Source organism: Pseudoalteromonas sp. bablab_jr010 (assembly GCF_016464105.1).
GTDB lineage: Bacteria > Pseudomonadota > Gammaproteobacteria > Enterobacterales > Alteromonadaceae > Pseudoalteromonas > Pseudoalteromonas simplex.
This window is the reverse complement of record NZ_JACDWV010000141.1, coordinates 54883-74436: the sequence shown is the minus strand read 5'-3', so window position 1 is coordinate 74436 and position 19554 is coordinate 54883. Positions and strand designations below refer to the sequence as shown.

At 41.2% G+C, this 19554-nt stretch carries 18 protein-coding genes and 3 tRNA genes; 9 read left to right on the top strand and 12 right to left on the bottom strand.

The features are described from left to right. From JIG37_RS13260 to JIG37_RS13235, 6 genes are all read left to right on the top strand, one after another. A tRNA-Val gene (locus JIG37_RS13260) sits at positions 1 to 76 on the top strand. A 52-nt stretch (positions 77 to 128) separates the two neighbouring features. Beyond that, positions 129 to 204 (top strand) — tRNA-Val (locus JIG37_RS13255). A gap of 101 nt (positions 205 to 305) precedes the next feature. Further along, positions 306 to 381, top strand: a tRNA-Val gene (locus JIG37_RS13250). Positions 382 to 786: 405 nt separating this feature from the next. After that, complete coding sequence (locus tag JIG37_RS13245) at positions 787 to 2421, top strand: response regulator (RefSeq protein ID WP_054553706.1); 1635 nt, start codon at positions 787 to 789, stop codon at positions 2419 to 2421. A 21-nt stretch (positions 2422 to 2442) separates the two neighbouring features. Beyond that, positions 2443 to 3804 carry an extracellular solute-binding protein gene (locus JIG37_RS13240; RefSeq protein ID WP_199529539.1) on the top strand — a complete coding sequence of 454 codons (1362 nt, stop codon included), beginning with the start codon at positions 2443 to 2445 and terminating at the stop codon, positions 3802 to 3804. Continuing rightward, positions 3801 to 5750, top strand: a complete 1950-nt coding sequence (locus tag JIG37_RS13235) for an ATP-binding protein (RefSeq protein WP_054553708.1) — start codon at positions 3801 to 3803, stop codon at positions 5748 to 5750. Before JIG37_RS13240 ends, JIG37_RS13235 begins: the two co-directional genes overlap by 4 nt. A gap of 18 nt (positions 5751 to 5768) precedes the next feature. Here the strand turns inward: JIG37_RS13235 and msrB are convergent, their stop codons facing one another. The 11 genes from msrB to JIG37_RS13180 form a co-directional block, all read right to left on the bottom strand. After that, entirely contained in the window at positions 5769 to 6212 is a 444-nt protein-coding gene (msrB, locus tag JIG37_RS13230; RefSeq protein ID WP_199529538.1) for a peptide-methionine (R)-S-oxide reductase MsrB, read from the bottom strand. 80 nt (positions 6213 to 6292) lie between these two features. After that, a complete protein-coding gene (locus tag JIG37_RS13225) occupies positions 6293 to 6745 on the bottom strand; it encodes a hypothetical protein (protein WP_166341479.1) in 453 nt (150 codons plus the stop codon). Positions 6746 to 6754: 9 nt separating this feature from the next. Continuing rightward, positions 6755 to 7243, bottom strand: coding sequence for a DUF2919 domain-containing protein (locus JIG37_RS13220; RefSeq protein ID WP_199529537.1), 489 nt, complete (start codon positions 7241 to 7243; stop codon positions 6755 to 6757). Further along, the gene (locus tag JIG37_RS13215) at positions 7240 to 7584 is read right to left on the bottom strand and encodes a DUF3392 family protein (RefSeq protein WP_054553712.1); all 345 of its coding nucleotides are present in this window, start codon (positions 7582 to 7584) and stop codon (positions 7240 to 7242) included. Before JIG37_RS13215 ends, JIG37_RS13220 begins: the two co-directional genes overlap by 4 nt. Continuing rightward, positions 7577 to 9598 (bottom strand): NAD-dependent DNA ligase LigA, encoded by a 2022-nt coding sequence (ligA, locus tag JIG37_RS13210; protein ID WP_199529536.1) that lies wholly within the window; start codon positions 9596 to 9598, stop codon positions 7577 to 7579. Before ligA ends, JIG37_RS13215 begins: the two co-directional genes overlap by 8 nt. An 82-nt stretch (positions 9599 to 9680) precedes the next feature. Further along, the gene (gene zipA, locus JIG37_RS13205; RefSeq protein WP_199529535.1) at positions 9681 to 10409 is read right to left on the bottom strand and encodes a cell division protein ZipA; all 729 of its coding nucleotides are present in this window, start codon (positions 10407 to 10409) and stop codon (positions 9681 to 9683) included. Positions 10410 to 10442: 33 nt separating this feature from the next. Further along, complete coding sequence (locus tag JIG37_RS13200; protein WP_199529534.1) at positions 10443 to 13841, bottom strand: AAA family ATPase; 3399 nt, start codon at positions 13839 to 13841, stop codon at positions 10443 to 10445. Positions 13842 to 13901: 60 nt separating this feature from the next. Next, positions 13902 to 14633 carry an RNA methyltransferase gene (locus JIG37_RS13195; RefSeq protein ID WP_199529533.1) on the bottom strand — a complete coding sequence of 244 codons (732 nt, stop codon included), beginning with the start codon at positions 14631 to 14633 and terminating at the stop codon, positions 13902 to 13904. Between the two features lie 129 nt (positions 14634 to 14762). After that, a complete protein-coding gene (locus JIG37_RS13190) occupies positions 14763 to 15209 on the bottom strand; it encodes a flavodoxin (RefSeq protein WP_166341487.1) in 447 nt (148 codons plus the stop codon). Further along, on the bottom strand, positions 15196 to 15969 hold the full coding sequence (truC, locus tag JIG37_RS13185; RefSeq protein ID WP_063527466.1) for a tRNA pseudouridine(65) synthase TruC: 774 nt from the start codon (positions 15967 to 15969) through the stop codon (positions 15196 to 15198). The genes JIG37_RS13190 and truC overlap by 14 nt, the downstream gene beginning before the upstream one ends. Position 15970: 1 nt before the next feature. Further along, entirely contained in the window at positions 15971 to 16285 is a 315-nt protein-coding gene (locus JIG37_RS13180; protein WP_199529532.1) for a YqcC family protein, read from the bottom strand. A gap of 106 nt (positions 16286 to 16391) precedes the next feature. Between JIG37_RS13180 and JIG37_RS13175 the strand changes: the two genes are divergently transcribed. Beyond that, the gene (locus tag JIG37_RS13175; RefSeq protein WP_199529531.1) at positions 16392 to 17420 is read left to right on the top strand and encodes a DUF3549 family protein; all 1029 of its coding nucleotides are present in this window, start codon (positions 16392 to 16394) and stop codon (positions 17418 to 17420) included. After that, positions 17421 to 17720, top strand: a complete 300-nt coding sequence (locus JIG37_RS13170; protein ID WP_054553721.1) for a DUF3301 domain-containing protein — start codon at positions 17421 to 17423, stop codon at positions 17718 to 17720. A 718-nt stretch (positions 17721 to 18438) separates the two neighbouring features. Here JIG37_RS13170 and JIG37_RS13165 read toward each other — a convergent pair. Beyond that, positions 18439 to 19086, bottom strand: coding sequence for a GNAT family N-acetyltransferase (locus JIG37_RS13165; RefSeq protein WP_054563618.1), 648 nt, complete (start codon positions 19084 to 19086; stop codon positions 18439 to 18441). Positions 19087 to 19233: 147 nt separating this feature from the next. On the opposite strand from JIG37_RS13165, the gene JIG37_RS13160 reads away from it, so the two are divergent. Beyond that, positions 19234 to 19464: a DUF2789 domain-containing protein gene (locus JIG37_RS13160; RefSeq protein ID WP_036969581.1), complete on the top strand. Its 231-nt coding sequence runs from the start codon at positions 19234 to 19236 to the stop codon at positions 19462 to 19464. The last annotated feature ends 90 nt before the right edge of the window (positions 19465 to 19554 follow it).

Below are 19554 nucleotides of genomic sequence, written 5' to 3'. Positions count from 1 at the left end.
GGGTCGTTAGCTCAGTTGGGAGAGCATCGCCCTTACAAGGCGAGGGTCACTGGTTCAAGTCCAGTACGACCCACCATTTACTTTTTAAAGCAAAAAGTTAAAAATGGTAGCGAAGAAAAAGATTATATGGGTCGTTAGCTCAGTTGGGAGAGCATCGCCCTTACAAGGCGAGGGTCACTGGTTCAAGTCCAGTACGACCCACCATTACTTTTTGGAGCAAAGAGCATCGCAACTCTTTACAACGAAAAGGCTCGGTGGTTAAGTTCAGTAAGACCAACCATTTAATCTTCAAAAAATTTATATGTGGGTCGTTAGCTCAGTTGGGAGAGCATCGCCCTTACAAGGCGAGGGTCACTGGTTCAAGTCCAGTACGACCCACCACATATAAACACTTCATAAATACTTTCTTTAAATCTTCTTTATTTTATCTCTAATTTTCAAAAGCATCGCCACTCTTCACAAAACACAGGCTCGATGATTCAAGTCCAGTACGACCCACCACATATAACAATCACTTCTAATATCTAACTTCTAATATCTAACTTCTAATATCTAACTTCTAATATCTAACTTCTAATATCTAACTTCTAATATCTAACTTCTAATATCTAACTTCTAATATCTAACTTCTAATATCTAACTTCTAAAGTCTATTACTCATCACTTCTCACTTTATTGATATAGCCCAAAGCTAAACTTTAAATCGTTGCAAAAGCTGTAATTTGCCTTGTCAGCAGCTAGACTGTTTATTATAGTCACTGTTAACAATACTCGGTCGCAAGTCTAATGCCCGCAAAGATTTTTTCGAAAGCCAAAATATTAATAGTCGAAGAGCAAGCACTTGCTCAGAGCTATATGAAGCAGTCTCTAGAGGGATTGGGGTTTCGTCAGTTGCGATTTGCAGAACACGCTATTGCTGCCAAAGAACAGTGTCAAATAGAACAGTTTGATCTCATTGTTTGTTCTTTTAATCTAAGTAAACACCAGGATGGCTATCAGCTTTATGAAGAACTTAAAGTTAAACGCCTAATTAAAAACTCCACAGGTTTTATATTTATATCTGCAGAAACCAGTGGTTCTTTGGTTCATAGTGTTTTAGAGCTGCAGCCGGATGACTTTCTTGTTAAACCTTTTACTATTTACGACTTAAAAAATAGAATTGAAAAAGTTTTATTGCGAAAGCATCATCTAAAAAATATATACCAGTTGATTGATGATGAAAACGACTCAAAAGCTATAAAGAGCATTGATCAATTACTACAAAACAAATCGAATAGTTACAGTGCGATTTTATTGAGATTAAAAGGCGATGCCCTACTTCGTTTAAACAGAAATGAACAAGCCAAAGCATTTTTCAAATCTGTGCTCGATATTCAAAAATTTACATGGGCAAAAGTTGGTTTAGTGGAAGCTTTAATTGCAAATAATGAGCATACTCTCGCTCATAGAATGTTGAGGACTATGCTACAAAGGAGTGAAACACGCTTAGTAGCTCTGGATTTACTCGGAAAGTTAGAGATAAAGCTCAATAAATTTGATGACGCACAGCTTTTTTTCAGCCAAGCTGTTGAAATTGCACCTCGCAATATCGAGAGGCAAAAAACGCTTAGCCATGTTTCATTACTTAATCATGACTACGAGAAAAATTATTTAACCCAAAAAGATATAGCTAGTTATGCTAAACACTCAATTCACGACAACCCTGATGTGTACCTAAATGCGGCTCGTGCAGGGATTGATTTTGCCTTAACGACGGATCAAACCGATCAAGTTAATCGCATTTCAAGACAAACAAATCAATATTTGAGTGATTTAAAAAAACAATTTCCGAATAGTAATAATCAAACACAAATTGATGTTCTTAACGCACGTTTACATTATTTAAAAGATGAACATCAAAAGGCTAAAGCACTTATCAATCAACTTGATGAAAGTGACACTCAGATTCGTTCTGTAGATGGAGCGCTCGATAAAGCGAAAGCGTTTCATGAGCTTGGTTTTCACCACAAAGCACAGATGCTGTTTAACCAAATAATAACTCACTGTGAACGCCACCCGTCAGTAAGCGATCCGGTGTATTTACGTTATATTCAACAACAGCAAACTGAGCGACGTGATATTAAGCTTGGCCCGAAAGAGCTCAATAACCACGCTGTAACGCAGTTTAATAAAGGCCAGCTCAATACTGCGCTTGAGGCATTCACACAAGCATTTAGAATTATGCCTAAAAATGCCAGTATTGCGTTAAATCTGCTACAGTGTTTATTTGACACAAGCAGTCAAGGGCAGTCTTTCAACTTAATGCTTGCAAGAAAGTGCTACACCCTCTTAGCGTCTCAGTCTTTAGAAGATGAACAAGCTATGAGGTTTGATAAAATAAAAGCACAAGCTGCCAAGTTAAATATCAAGCTTTCTGAATAACCCTCTTCGTGGAGCATCTTTTTGAAATTAATAAAGCATCTCCTTATTGCATCTTTCATAATTACAAGCCCTATTTGTTCAGCTTCTGCAATGTTGCAATATTGGCAGCAAGCCAAAATAAGCTGGCAAAGTGAGTCTGGTACACATATCAACATATTAGCAGATGAGCAGCCTGCATTTTTGGCCCTAAAGCCATATATCCCTCTATTTGAAGAGTTAACAGGGATATCTGTAGGTTTTCATGCCTTAGAACAATCTCAAATGCGTGTTCGTCGCCACCAAGATTTAAGTATGCATACAGGCCTCTATGATGTACTGCCAATGGGTATAACCTTTTTGGGTGAAGCACAAAGTCGAGGCTGGATAGATCCCCTACAACCCTATATTGATAACCCAAAACTCACAGACAAAGCTTGGTATCAGTTAGAAGATATTAGCGAACGTAGCTTGGCTCTTTGTAAAATCAATGGCGCTTTATACTCGTTACCATTTGATTTTTCTGCACCGATTTATTTTTATCGTAAAGATCTGTTCGAGCACTTTAACTTAGCGGTACCCGACACGTACGAGCAACTACAAGAGACTAAAATTAAGCTTCAAAAGGCAATTGACCGCACCCCATCTTTAAATGGCATGCACGCATTTGCCTCCCGAACTCTGCCAGGTGCAGGATTAAACACTTGGACAGTGTTACCCATTATGCGTGCTTATGGTGCTGAAGTAATTGACGCGCAAGGTCAGTCTGTTTTTGATAGCCCTCAAACAGCACAAAGTCTGCAAGCATACCGAGACCTTGTAACGGGATTCGGCAATCCTGATAACAGTCGCTTGCTGCACTTTTATGAAATTCGTCGACTATTTAAAGAAGGTCAACTTGCTTCGGCGTTTTTAGCCTCTCATTTTTATAATGAAATAGATACCGCTGAAGAATCAGATATTTGGAATAAATGGGAAGCCGCGCCGTTACCAGCCGGTCCAGTCGCCCGTGAAACATCTCCTTGGTCTTGGGCATTCGCAATTAATAACCAATCAAATCAAAAAAAAGCAGCGTGGTTATTTATTCAGTGGGCAACCAGTGAGCAAACAGCGGCATTATTAAGTACAGGCGGCTCACCGCCAAGACAAAAGGTGTGGCACGAGAAACTATTTACTCTCGTAAACAAACCAGGCTTTAATAAAGCCATGTTATGGGTATTTGAGCATGCTACTCCTGACCGTTTGCAAGCTGGGATGGTTGAGTTTCCAGTTGTCGGTGAGCTTATATCGCAAACATTTAGTCAAATTTTTTATGGAGCAGACATAAAGCAATCAATAAAAGCTACTGATGCAAAAATTAATGTTAATATGCGGGCATTACAGACAAGGAGTGAAAATAAACAATGAGAGTCAGTATTGCTCATAAAATCCTACTCATTATTGGGTTTACTATTACGTTGATTTTAGGGGTAAGTACAACTTTACATGTTATTGAGTTAAAAGAGCAAACCTTGCTGAATATGAGTGAAAAAGCTAATGCCATCGTTTCACCTATGCTCTCAGAGATAAAGACCCTTACAAAAGACAATACAGTAGGTAGTTGGGTTTTAAAAATTCAAGGCATCACTCTTAAAGGTATTCTGGCAAATAATACATTTGATGATTTAAAGACAATCTACTTTATCGATCAGAATAACTTTATTGCCGCTCACCCTGATTACAGCAAAGTCGATACCTTAGAAACAAATCAAACGATAATAAAGCAGCTCAATCCAAAACAAAATTCTATCATCACTTTAGATCAACAATATGCTGTAGCAGTTCCAATCAATAACGCCCAAGATGAAAATATTGGCTATGTTATTGTTAGTTTTTCAGATATTGATTTAACATTAAAAACTAAATCAATTATCAGCAATGCTGTATCACTGTTCGCAATTTACTTACTTACTGCATTACTCATTGCTTATATCATTATACGCCGAATTATTTTACAGCCTATTGAGCAATTAGTTGAGTTTTCGCATGCAGTTACCACTGGCGATCTAAATTGCCCAATAAATATTAAAAGTCGTGATGAAATTGGCACTCTTGCCAGTGGTTTTAAAATGATGCGTGCTGCCGTAAGACAACAAATAAACAGCATGCATGAGCAACATAGTCAATTAGAAGAAACCGTTGCAAAACGAACTCAAGAATACTTGGATGCCAAAGAGCAAGCCGAGCAGTCAAACCAAGCTAAGAGCAGGTTCTTAGCGAATATGTCACATGAGCTAAGAACACCGCTTAATGCAGTATTAGGCTTCAGCCAATTACTCCAAGACAGTGAAACTGATAAAAATAAACGCCGCTATTTAGAAGCCATTTCGATCTCTGGCAGCTCTCTGCTAAACGTCCTCAATGATATTCTTGATTTATCTAAAATTGATGCAGGAAAAATGCAGCTGGACATGGAAAGGGTCGAAATTCCGACGATGTGCCATGAACTAAGTATGATGTTTTTGCAGCTCAGCGCTCAAAAGGATCTAGATTTACAGATCACTTCACACCCTGAATTTAAAACCCCTGTTTTACTTGATAGCAATAAAGTTCGACAGGTACTGACAAACTTGATCAGTAATGCGATTAAATTTACCTCACATGGTAGCGTTAAAGTTCACTTTGACTTTGAAGAACGTGAAAATGATGGCCACATTAATATAAAAATTCATGTCAAAGATACTGGCAAGGGGATCCCAACCGATCAACAAGCGCTGATTTTTAATGATTTTGAGCAAGTTCAAGGGCAACGCAGTTCTGAATTTGGTGGCACTGGACTCGGTTTAGCTATATCTCATCGCTTTATAAAATTGATGGGTGGTGAACTATCTGTAATTAGTGAAAAAGATAAAGGTAGCGAGTTTATTGTATTGCTACCAAATATAGAATTTGCCGAATCAAAAACAGAGGTTAAACATCGAAATTACCCTGCTATTTCTAGCTATCATTTTAATCCAGCTCGTATATTGATAGTTGATGATATTCCATACAACCGAGAGTACTTGGAGTCATTTCTATCACGCTGGAGCTTTACAATAGATACAGCAATAAACGGTGAAGAGGCCTTGAAAAAGGTAGAAGAGAACCAACCTGATCTGATCATTATGGATCTAAAGATGCCAGTGATGGGTGGATTAGAAGCAAGTCAGCTAATTCGTAGTGATGATCGCTTTAAGCATATTCCAATCATTGCGGTTACAGCATCGGTATTAAAAGACGATAAGGCGCAATCCAGTATTTTGACAGACTACATAATTAGTAAGCCAATTCACCGTGAGCACCTTATTTTCATCATTGCCCAGTACCTAGATTAAGTATGGGTTAAACACGCATTAGTCGCGTTTTTTCATCGCTATGGCATTCATGCAATAGCGTAAACCACTTGGCGGCGGGCCATCGGGGAATACATGTCCTAAATGTGCATCGCAAACATTACATACGGCTTCAATTCGCTGCATACCATGGCTAGAGTCCGCAATATAGGCAATGCTTTCAACACTGCTTGGCTGAGTAAATGACGGCCAGCCGGTGCCACTATCGAACTTTTCATCACCGTCAAATAGTAAGTTGTCACAACATATACATGCATATTGACCAGGTTCAAATATCGTACATGAATCAGAGCTGTGAGGACGTTCGGTGCCTTTTAAGCGGGTAACATAGAATACATCTTGTTCGAGCTCGGCTTGCCATTCAGATGGCGATTTTTCGACTCGACGTGGAGGTGTTGGGTTGCCGTTATGGGCAAACTCTAAAATATCTTGCCAAGTTAACATAGTGCTCCCTCAGGGTTGAATACAACAGTTGCACAGTACATCACAAGCCCTACTAAGGGCAAGCAGCACGCATCTAGTGATTAATGTGTTTGCAGCCGGATATCTATTTGTGCACGTTCACGCTCAGAAAGTAGCTGTGCTAAATGGCTATTAATTTGGCTGCTAGCAACACTCAATACTGCAGTTATTTGCTGGTCGTTGACATCCGTTACATGGATTATACCTTCGCCGATTTCAATCTGCTTAATTTGGCCAATTAAAACAAACTCAGCTTTGCGTTTAAAATCGAATAAACCAGCCAGACTTATCAGCGCTAGCTGATTTACATCACGCTTTAGTAAATCAGTAATGGGGTTACGCGCTACAAATAACGGAGTCACTCGATATAAGCTTGATAACGTAATAAAGCCCCATAACATCACAAACAACGAAAATGCAGCACTGTGCCAAAGTGACGTAAATACCCATAAAGCAATTAATACCAGCGCGATAGTGAGTGAAATTTTTGCTAAAAGCTTATTAATTGCCAACATATTGCAGCCCTACTCTTTTTCAATTGGATCTGGCCAATCATTAAAAAAGACCGACAGATATCTGCTTTTTAATAAATATAACAGTACCCATAACACCAGTACCATTTGACAGGCTAAAAAAAACGAAAACTGATAATGACTGTGCGCAGCCTGATAGGTTAACCAACTTAAATCTGTGATGGCACACAAAATTAATGGCCAGCGCATAAAGCGCCATAAAGACGCGAGACGTTTTGCACTTTCAGCATTTTCTTGAGGTCGGCGTAAACAAAAGATCACCGCCGGTAATAAGGCGATTGCTGCTATAGCAATGGCTGTAAAGAAATCGCTTTTCGACTTAAAAAACAGCGACATGATATCTAAATCAGGGCGACGGCTGAGCGCCGCCATAATCCATATAAAGTAACTGCGTAACAATACTAACAAAGTTAAATGAAACGCCACTGGGGTTCGATAAGCGCCATGTTTATCCCAGTATTCTGGCCCGTAGCGATTCATATTTGGTTCTTCTTATCAGCAATGATGCCGAGTACCAAAAACGCAGCTGTAAGTGTAAGCGCCAGCCATTTAACTCCGAGTAGCATTAGCAGCTTACTTAAAAATGGAGTTACAAACACCACAAGTAAGCCCATGCCAAACCCTGTGACCAACACAAAGCAAAGCACGCGTATAATAAAGTGACGACGCGCGACAAAGCGCTTGGTCACTTTAATAATGTCGTTTGCATACAAGGATAAAAAGCACACTACCAGCAGTAATGAAATATTGTAAAGGTGTGGTTGCAGCCAGCTGCCGATTGTTAAAGCAACTGACGACAGTGCCTGCAATAGACTATCCATTGTGCTCACTTAAAAGCGCAATAAGATCAGCCTCAGTTAACACATCAATGCCTAGGTCTTGTGCTTTGGTTAATTTTGAGCCCGCTTTTTCACCTGCAATCAATGCATCTGTTTTAGCCGATACACTACCCGACACTTTTGCACCTAAAGCTTGTAAACGCGCTTTTGCATCATTACGGTTAAGCTCGCTCAATGTGCCGGTTAGTACGTAAGTTAAGCCCGCTAATGGCTGCGCATCGGCGCTCGGCGCGGTTAATTCTGGCCAGTGAATACCTTGCTCAACTAACGCATTTACAACTGCCATATTGTGCTCTTCGCTAAAGAAGCCACGTACATGCTTAGCAACGATCTCACCTACGTCACTTACTTCAGTTAACGCATCAACGCTTGCTTGAGTGATTTTTTCTAGTGTTAAAAAGTGGTTTGCTAAGTTTTGCGCGGTTGCTTCACCCACTTCACGAATACCTAACGAGTATAGGAATTTAGCTAAGGTTGTTTGCTTAGCATCTTGCAGCGCATTAACTAAGTTCTTAGCAGACTTTGGACCCATTCGCTCTAGGGATTCAAAATGCCCTTGTTTAAGGATAAATAAATCAGCAGGTGTTTTGATCAGTTCACGGTCAACGAGTTGATCAACAATTTTGTCGCCTAAACCATCAACATCAAGGGCTTTACGTGACGCAAAATGTTTAATTGCTTGCTTGCGCTGCGCTTGGCACACTAAACCACCGGTACAGCGGGCAACCGCTTCACCTTCAATGCGCTCCACATGTGAGTCACAAATTGGGCAGGTAGCAGGAAATTCAATGTCTTTCGCATCGTCAGGGCGACGCTCAAGGACAACTTGGGTAATTTGTGGAATAACATCACCAGCACGGCGAATAATCACGGTATCGCCAATTTTAACGCCTAAACGGGCAATTTCATCACCATTATGCAGCGTTGCGTTAGATACCGTTACGCCACCCACAAATACCGGCTCTAATCGTGCTACAGGGGTAATTGCGCCAGTGCGCCCTACCTGAAACTCAACATCAAGTAATTGGGTGATTTCTTCTTGCGCAGGGAATTTAAAAGCAATTGCCCAGCGCGGCGCACGTGCCACAAAGCCTAAACGCTCTTGGTGTTTTTTGTCGTTAACTTTTATTACCACACCGTCAATTTCGTAGGCAAGGCTACTTCGACGCGTCAATATATCTTGGTAATAATCAAGTGCAGCTTGCTGGCCTTCAACCAGTTTTGTTTCTGGGCAAAGTGGTAAACCCCAATCGGTCAGTTTAGCCAGTTGTTGATAGTGATCTTCTGGTAACTGCCCATCGGCAACAAGCCCAGTGCTGTAGGCATAAAACATCAGTGGACGTTTTGCTGTTACTTTAGAATCAAGCTGTCGTAAGCTACCAGCCGCAGCATTACGCGGGTTAACAAAGACTTTGTCGCCACGTTTTTCGGCTTCACTGTTTAGTTTGGCAAAACCAGCGCTGTCCATAAATACTTCACCGCGCACTTCAAGCTCTGCTGGAAAGTCATCGCCACGTAACTTAAGCGGCACATTACGAATTGTTTTCACGTTTTGGGTGATGTTTTCACCTACCATGCCATCGCCACGGGTAGCTGCTTGAACTAAAACCCCATCACGGTAAATAATTGATACCGCTAAACCATCAAGCTTTGGCTCACAACAAAAAGTCAGCTCCTTGTTATCCATTAAACGCTCTTTGATACGGCGGTTAAATGCAGCAAACTCTTCTTCTGAAAAGGCATTATCAAGTGACAGCATTGGCACTTGGTGAGTGACTTGCTCAAACTTATCAAGTGCTGCGCCACCGACTTTTTGAGTCGGAGAGTCAGGGCTTTGAAACTCTGGATTAGCTTGCTCAAGGGCGCTTAATTCGCGCATTAAACGGTCATATTCAGCATCAGGAATGCTCGGTGCATCCAGCACATAATAATTATGGTTATGCTCTTCTAACTGGGCACGAAGTTGGCTAATTTGCTCAAAGATAGGGCTGGACATGAAAACCTCAAAAATCTACATAAAAAAGCCACTTAGACGACTTAACGCCAAGTGGCCTAATACTTATACTCTGTGTGTGCGATTATGATGAAAAGCTGCGAACTTTCTCAACATACTCACGAACGCTTTCAACCGTCATTTCTTCACGGTTGCTATCTAAAATCGTTGCACCAAATTCATCTGCTAGCTTTTTAGCTGCGCTGTGCAACATGTTGAATGCACTTAGACCATCGCCATCACATGGTAAGGTCATAAATAAGCTAACACCTGCCGTACTAAACTGTTCCATATTATCAATATCGAACGTGCCTGGGTTGTACATATTCACTAAACGGAATAACACCGGGCCTGTGCCAGCTGGGTCTAAATGACGGTTAAAGAAACCTTCTTCAGAATACTTAAAGCCTAACATATTAACAGCTGGCAATAATTGGCTGCCATCCATTGTTAAACCTTCTGGCATTTGTAAATGCACAATAATGAAATCGGTTGGAGCTTGTGCATCAGCAGGTTCTTCTTCAGTTTCTTGTTGCTTAGCTTCAGGCTCTTCAACAACCTGTTCTGAAACAGCTGGTTCGTCGTGACTTTCTGCTGAAAAGCTTAAATCACCAAACTCTGGCTCATCACGTTCTTGCGGTTTTGCAGTTGCAGGCTCTTGAACCTCGCTGGTTGTTTCGTTCGGTTCAACCCGTTCAACTGAAGGCGTATCTGGGCTGTCCTTTTTACGCACCGACCATAAGCCGTGAATTAATAAACCACCAATGACAAATACACTGATTACGATTAAAGCCCATCTTAATTCTTCGGCCATCCCCTCACCTTTATTATTTGATATGCCTAAATTTTATGCATGTGCCATTTGCACAGCTTGTTCTATATCTACAGCGACCATACGTGATACACCTGGTTCCGCCATAGTTACACCGGTCAATCTGCCTGCCATTTCCATAGCAATCTTGTTATGACTGATATAAATAAATTGTACTGATTGTGACATCTCTTCTACCAAACGGCAAAAACGACCCACGTTCGCATCATCCAATGGCGCATCCACTTCATCTAGCATACAGAATGGAGCTGGATTGAGCCTGAATATTGAAAACACCAATGATAATGCGGTCAGCGCTTTTTCTCCACCACTAAGCAGGTGAATTGTCGAATTTTTCTTGCCTGGTGGCCTTGCCATGATGCTCACCCCACTTTCAAGTAGATCATCACTGGTCAATTCAAGGTAAGCACTACCGCCACCAAACACTTTTGGGAATAACTCCCCAAAGTCTGTATTTACTTGTTCAAAGGTCGCCTTGAAACGATTTTTTGTTTCTCGGTCGATTTTTTGAATCGCCCCTTCAAGGGTATTTAATGCTTGTGTTAAGTCATCAAGCTGCTGATTTAAATAATCGCTGCGCTGTTTAGCCTGCTCAAACTCATCTATTGCCGCTAAGTTCACCGCGCCAAGTTCATTTAATGCTTGCGTGGTTTTTGTAAGCCTCGTTTGCATGCTATTTAAATTGGCATTGTCAGGCAGTTCTTCAAGTACTGTTTTTAAATTTTGTTCCAGTTCTTCAAGTGGCTCTAACGCAGCTTGCGCCTTCACGATTAAACTTTGCTCATCCAGAGCCAGTGCTTGCAACTGCTCTTGTAACGTCACCAACTCAGATTGCGATGATTTCAGTGCTGTTTGCTTATCAGCAAGCTCCTTTTTAGCTTGACTCAAGGCCGCTTGCAAGTTTTTCAGCTCAACGTCACTTTGTTGATGCTTTTCAAGTAATAGCATAATCTGCTCTGCTACTTCTTCAAGCGGGATCACTAGCTCTTCTAGTTGCTCGTTGAGCTCTAATACAGCTTCACTGGCAGCACTTTGGGCGGCATTTGCATGCTGAAGTTTGGTTTCGCTAAGTTGACACTCACTGCGAGCTTTTTGTTCAGCCAAATTTGCTTGATGGGCTTGCGTTTTATATTGCTCAAGCATAGAAGCCACTTGGCGGTAGCGGTTATTTGCCTCAGCTTGTAGGTGTTTTGCTTGCTCTAACTCAGTTTCAAGTTCTAATTGCTGCTCTAACAGTTGCTCAAGTAAACACTGCTGAGTTTGTTGCTGTTGGTCAGCATTTTGCTTTTGCTCAGCCAATAAAGTTTGACGCTGTTGCAACTTAACAAGCTGGTTTTGCCACTGGGTTTGCTGCTCTAATAACATATCGCGTCGAGTGCTGGCCGATACAATCTGCTGAGCTGCTTGGTGAATTCGTTCTCTGTATTGCTCTTTATCGGCGATAAGTGTTTTCTTGTGAGCTAGATGCTCATTTAGCAATTGCTGCTTAGTTTCTAATTGCTCGTTGAGCTCTTCATCTAACTGCTGTGCATCACTTAGCTGAGCATGCTTTAAAAGCAAAGAGTTGTCGGCGTCTTTATTAGCATCGGTATGAAAGTTACGACCATGCATACAGCCTTCTTCATCAATCACAGCCAGCCAATATGGATCCGCCAAAATAGCGTCATCAAAACAAGGTTGAAATGCAAACCGTGCTAATAAATCAGGGTAAGCACCCGATTCGATATAATTAGCTAATGACTCTTTTGGTAACTCATCATCAGATGCAGGCCAAACACTGTTAGGCTCTTTATGTTGACTGACCTTTAGATGCTCAAGGCCAAGTAGGGCTTGTTCAATTAGCGGCTCAAAGCCTGAAGCCACCTTTAACTGCGCCAATAGAGAGACACTTTCGTTGTCGGTTTGCTCTGATAACAAAGAGTTAAGCGCAGCTATGCTGGCTCTATTTTCATTGCTGTGCTGCTGAACCCGCTTTAAGTCCTGCTCTAAGTGCTGTTGCTCTTTATCCGCTTGTTCTAGATTTTGAGTGAGCTTATTCAGCGCACTTTGTTGCTGCGCAAGCTCTTTCGTCAGTGATTGAATTTGCTGTTGTTGCTCTGCAATTTGCGCTGCAACTGGAGTCGCTTCAAGTTCATTAATTTCAGCGGCAAGTTGTGCCTGCTGAGACTCAAGTTGCGCAACAGTCTGGGCAAAGTGAGCCTGTTGACTCTTTGCAACATTAATATCACTGCTATGTGCTTGGCTTTTCTGTAAGGTGCTTTGATATTGCTCATTGGCGCTTTGTGTTTGTTGCTGTTGCTGTGCGACTTGTTCTTCAACCTCTGCAACTTGCTCGGCGCACAGTAAACTTTGCTCAATCGCTTCTTGTAGCTGCTCTTGTAAAATGGCGGCTGAGGCGTGTTGCTCTTCTTGCAACTCTTTATTTTGTAACTGCAGTTGTTGCTGTTTGATGAGGTTTTGGCTAAGTGTTTGCTGTTGCTGCTTTAAGCTGATCTGTTGCTGCTCTTTGCGGGTTAACTCTGTATGAGTTTGATGCTGAGCCTGCTGGGCGTCTTGCAGTTTTTGCTGCTCAAGTTGCACCTGATTTTCAAGACTTGCTAAAACATCATCGTGGCCAGAGTGCGCTTCTCTAAAGAACTGAATTTGCTCTTTAAGTTTATTAATTTGCTCAGCTTTATCGATTTGTTGTTGGTGTAACTTCTGCCATTTTAAAACCGCAATTTGCCCTTTTAAGGTGCGCTCAGTGGCTTTTAGCTCTCGGTATTTTTTTGCATCGACTGATTGCACTGCAAGTTTATCGAGCTGTGTTTGCAACTCCTGCCTTACATCAAGCAATCGCTCAAGGTTTTCGCGGGTACTTTTAATGCGGGTTTGCGTTTCACGACGACGCTCTTTGTATTTTGAAACCCCCGCTGCTTCTTCTAAAAAAACACGTAAATCAGCCGGTTTACTCTCAATTAAACGCGAGATCATGCCCTGCTCAATAATCGCATAACTGCGCGGGCCAAGACCTGTGCCTAAAAAGATGTCGGTAATATCACGCTTACGGCATTTGCTGCCATTTAGAAAATAAATTGACTGGCCATCTCGAGTCACTAAGCGTTTGATCGCCACTTGGTTTCGATCAGCAAAGGTATTCGGTAAATGACCACTGGTGTTATCAAACACCAACTCAACAGAGGCTTGTGAAATTGGCTTTCGATTAGTTGAGCCGTTAAAAATAACATCGGTCATGGCATCGCCACGTAAGTTTTTAGCTGAGCTTTCACCTAGCACCCAACGCACTGCATCAATGACATTTGATTTGCCACAGCCGTTCGGGCCGACAACACACGTCATCTGATCAGGGAATGGGATCTTAGTGGGTTCAACAAACGATTTGAAACCCGCTAATTTTATGGTGCTTAAGCGCATCTAATTGTTTTACCGATTTTTATTGTTATTCTTCAATTTAACCCATTTTAGGGTAAAAGGTTAAGCGTGGCGCTTAAAATTATCTAAAATAATACCCGTTGCCATTGCAACATTAAGCGATTCTGCTTGGCCATAAGCCGGAATGGTTATTTTATCAGTAACTAAGCTTTCGCAATCAGCACGAATACCATGAGATTCACTGCCCATGAGTAATACGGCATCTTGTTTAAGAGCAGTTTTATGGATGTTCTCACCTTCTAAAAATGCACCATACACAGGGAGCTTTAGGCTTGGTAAGTAACTAGTTAAATCAGTTTGTGAGACACACACGCGAGCAAATGAACCCATGGTTGCGCTGATGGTTTTAGGGTTATAAGCATCCGCACTGTCTGTGCTGGTAACAATATGCTTAATACCATACCAATCAGCAACACGAATAATCGTGCCCAAATTCCCCGGATCCGACACGCCATCAAGGGCTAAAATAAGTCCCGATGTTGGTAATGCTTGCTGACTTGGCATATCAACAACAGCAATGGCGGCGTTGTTACTAACAAGTGTACTGGCTTTAGTTAGGCTGTCTTCATCTGCTTCAATGACTTTATGGGCTGCAAGCGCTGTTTGATGCGCAGAAATAAATGCTGGGGTCGCAAAAATATGAGCAATACTTAAACCACTGTTTAGTAATTCAAGTACATTTTTTTCGCCTTGAACAAGGTACTGGTTATATTGCTTACGGTATTTCTTTTGACCTAATGCACGAATTAGTTTCAGTTGGTTTTTTGAAATCATAACAGCCTCATAAAATGATGGTTAAGTATATCACCAAGGTCACAGATTCTGTACTCGAAAAACCAAGGGGAAAGTGCCAATTGCTTATTCAATCAGCACTTTTAAGAGACACTAGCTAATTAATAGACATTAACTAATTTTCGTCAGCCATTCGTTTAACCATGGCTCAGTAACAGGCCAAGGTTCAAAATCTTCACAGGCATCAATTTCTAAACGATGACCGACAGGTTTTGCCTGTAAATCGCGAAACAGCTCATCAAAACTGCGACCTGCACCACAAAACGTATCGCCATAGCTGCGGTCGCCCATAGCAATAATGCCGTATTGCTTGCCTGTTAACAGTGGGAATTGATCATTTAATTGGCTATATAAAGCGATTAAATTGTCAGGTATATCGCCCTGACCCGTCGTTGAAGTGATCACTAAAATATGTGACGCAGCCAGCATGTCATCAACCGTGCCATTTTCAACTAATTTCGCTTGATGCTCAGACTTTTCAATAACTTCAATAACTTGTTCGCTTAAACGCTCAGCACCGCCGTAAACACTGCCGACAAAAATACTAATGGTTGCCATAATAATCCTTTTCTTCTGTTGGCCAGCCAAGTTGCTGGCAAATCGTTAACATTGCATCGCCTAATGGCGCTCTAATTGTTATTGGTTGCTTGCTATAAGGGTGCACAAACTTTAATTCAGAGGCAAATAACATTAAACGACGAAGCTGAAAATGCTCTCTAAAAAATTGATTATGCTGATTATCACCATGATTTACATCACCAATAATTGGCAATGATAAATGTTTTAAATGACGGCGTATTTGATGTTTGCGGCCAGTTTTTGGAAAACACTCCACCAGCGAGTAACGAACTGTTGGGTATTTACCAATTGGAATAGGCAAGCTTGCTTGGTGCAGGCAATGAAATTGCGTTTGTGCTTCTTGCGGTGCTTTATTTTGATCAGCAAACTTATCGGCAATTTTATCAAGCTCTTCTTTTAAAGGTTTATCTAAGAAGATTGATTCGTTTAAAAAGCCTCTTACTAAAGCTAAATAACGCTTTTCAATTTGCCCATCAATAAATAACTGATTCATATCACGGGCTGCTTCTGAACTTAACGCAAACAGTAATACGCCTGAGGTTGGTCTATCTAAACGATGTACAGGAAACACGTGTTGACCAATTTGGTCACGCAGCATTTGCATAGCAAATTGGGTTTCGTGTTTGTCTAAAAACGAACGGTGAACCAATAAACCAGATGGTTTATCAATCGCAATGTAATTTTCATCGCGGTACAGAATCGTTAACTCATCAAATTGTGGCTTAACACTCTCTTGCATCTTAGTCATCACTCAAAAGTTGATCGAGTTTTTGTAAAACGTTAATCACATCATTACCGCCGTTGTGTTGTGCCAACATCATTTCAGCCATAGGTGCAATTGCAAAATTACGGGGTAAAGGCTGGGCATGTGCAATGAGGGTATGCATTTTTTCAAGAAAAACAAATTGCAGCCATTGCTCAAAAGCCATGGTGTCATGACAAAACGGTACACTAGAATTGAGTGCACTTGGGTCAATCGGTGTTGTTTGCCAAAGTGAATGGCGTTGTAATGTGGATTCTAATTCGCGCAGCAGCGCCAAAGTCTGTTGATGCATTGTAAAACTCTTAATACCTTTGTGCTTAGTATACCCTGTTCCAAGGCGCCATGGTATGGCGTATAATTCGCGGCTGATATAGATTAATTACGGTAATTGAGATTTTATGACTGAGCAGATCGCCACTTTAGGGCAACTTCTGGATGCAGCAGGTACCACTTGGCGTGCCTTCGATATTGGCAGACACATCACGAAATTAGACAAAAAACAATTTCTTGCCATTGAAGAAACAAAAATCCCTTACCCTTACCCGCTTGCTGGTCATGCTTGGCTTGCTATTCAATTTTGGGATATAAAAGTGTCTAAAGAACCTTATGTATGGTTTTTAAAATTCCCACTAGATGAGCAAAGCCGTCTTGTAAGCGCAAGCCGCGATCATTTCGCAAACATGGTAATTGAAGCGCTTGGTACAGAAATTACCGGTGAAAATGCCGAAGGCAAATTAGACAACAACCCGTATGTATTTACGCCAAACGCCAACAAGCTAGCGGCATTTAATGCACAGGTTAAATGCTTACTTAAACAAAGTGCTTCACAGTATTACGAATATGCGCAGCTGTATTTTTCAGGCAAACTGGGATTTGATAATTGGCAAAGTGTTGCAGTACAAGGTATTGCAGACTTTGCGATGCGTTTAGATAACGACAACAATTTAGCAAATCTACAAGCCGCTTGGGGGCAATTACCAGTCGAAGTATTACAGCCGCTAAGTGCAATGCTTGAACATGTTGCAATCGAACCTGTGTTTGCAGAACAATTGTTAGCCTATGGTTTAAACGCCATAGAGCATAAAGACGACATCGCCCTTGTAGCAGCCCTCAGAAGCTTATCAAAAACACCAGCACAAGGTTTAACTGCGCAACTTGTAGATGCTGTATTACGCTCTGATATGAACACCCAGTCAGATGTACTATTAACGATTGCAGGGCGTTGTTTTAGCACGCTTGAAGACCCAGAACGCTTACATGTGTTTATGGATTGCTGTGCACACCACACTGAAATTGAACAACTGTTTGTGAGTATTTTCACCGATTTAGTTGCAATTCCTAGTATTCGCCCTCACCTACTAGGTTTATTAAGAAAAGAAAATCGTAGCGAAACACTCGCTCGAGCAATTGGAAGGTTATTCTCGTAAATGGCAGGCTTGTGGACACTTATCATCATTGGCAGCATCATCTACTTTTTTTGGTTAAACAGAAAAGTAGCCGAAGCAGCTAATCTTCATGCACAAAGACAAATTGAGCAATTAAATGTGCAATTGATGAGTGTTGCTTGCAATAAACGCCGACTTGGTATTTTAAAAAGCGGCAAACCAGGTATCAAAAGCGAATTTATTTTTGAGTTTTCAAGTGATGGACAAAACGTGTATCAAGGCGTTTTGATCATGGAAAATGAATTACTTAAAAGTGTCGTAATACCGCCACATAAGATTTAAGTTGCGAGTTGCGAGTTGCGAGTTGCGAGTTGCGAGTTGCGAGTTGCGAGTTGCGAGTTGCGAGTTGCGAGTTATACAAGAATAATTGCAAGTGCGAGAAGTGCAACCTCCAGAAAGAACTAAGGCGTAGCTAATAGCCACGCCCCAATCTTGCTACTTCCATGATTAAGTATCCTTACTTATGCCGAAGCTGCCTTTTTATCTTTCCCCTGAACGGGTATACATCCGATACACCCACCATGCTACTTCATGTAACATTTAACACATCCTAGTGCCGTCCTCTTGCCGTCAATGGCTATCCACTTCGTTTTCCAAACGCTCCTTTAGCTTCCTGCTAAAATCATCCTTTGGTCAGTCCTTTTCAATCGCTCCGCGATTGTACTGCATCCTGGCAGCGTCCTCGTTCTTCCTTGCTTCCCTAGCTCTTGTCCCTTTGCTTCCTGCTAAGCATCTTGCTTTGTTGCCATAATCCTAATCCTTGGCATCAGTTCATTCATTGAACCTGCGTCTTCTTGACATGATTAAGTTTAGAGAAATGCGGATATCTTGGTAGGCATAAAAAGTAATTTTTTCTAAGTCACAAAAATGACAAAAACAATAAATCCTTTAAAATCATTACAATAAGCAATTATAGGTACAAATTTAAAGGCATTAAACTGATAAAACGCACAGCAATGTGAGACTTATCGCACATTGCTATTTCCAAAACGTCCTTTGCTTAATTTGCAGCTTTGAACATCAAGTCACCTTCAACTTGGTTAAAGCTCAAGGCTTTGAACACCTCAAACCCTTCAGAGCTAAAGAATTCACGCTGTTCAGAGCGGGTAACAAATACAGCTAAACCACTTGCTTGATTGCTTGACTCAACTAAATCATCAAGCCCTCGTAGCAGATATCTGCCTAAACCTTGCCCCTGAAAATGTGGGTCAACGGCTATAAAGGCTAAAAACAGATAATGGCCTTTGCTTGAAAGCGCTTCACGAATAGTGCGCTCTTTTTCTATAAGCTGATTGGTTTGCAAGTAACCCGCACTGAGCATCAGTTTTAAGCGCCAATGCCAGTATCGCTCAGCTTGTAGTTCACTTGCCGAATCAAATACACAGGCAATGGCTTTTAATCTACTTTGTGAGTAAAGACCTATTAGAGGCTGTTTTTCTTGCCAGAAACTTGCTAGCTCTTCACGTACTAAAGCACGTAATTTAGTTTCATATTTACTTGGGTTATCTTGTTGAAAACCTAATACATTCTGAAGAACGGGATCATCATGATAGGCTTGATAAATAAGGCTTGCGGCAGTGCTGATATCTTCAGCACTCAGGTATTGCACACTTAAGGTTTCGGGTTCAGCAACTGTCAAAATACTCATCCTTTTATTTGTTTTATTATTTTCGTACTAGACTATAAGGTATATACCCAACGGTGATTAAAGACAAATTCAGCGTAAGTTAAACTGCGGTTCATCATCATTAAGTTCAAGCAGTAATAATTATCGCCATACACAAGGAGCAGAACTATGGATACGACAAAACATGATATTTCGACCCTATTTGCACAACTTGGTTTACCGAGCAAAGAAAGTGAAATAGATGCTTTTATAGCATCTCATCAACTGTCTGATACAACCCTATTGCAGGAAGCGCCTTTTTGGGATGAAGCTCAGCAACACTTTTTGGCAGAGTCACTTGCAGAAGATGGTGCTTGGAGCGAGGTGATTGATGAATTAGACGCAAGGTTACGCCAGTAACGCCTGCGAGCTAATTAACAAGCTTAAATAACATTCTTTTAGCTCGTTAATTAGGAAAGTAATTTCACTCCACATCTATTATTGCTACCA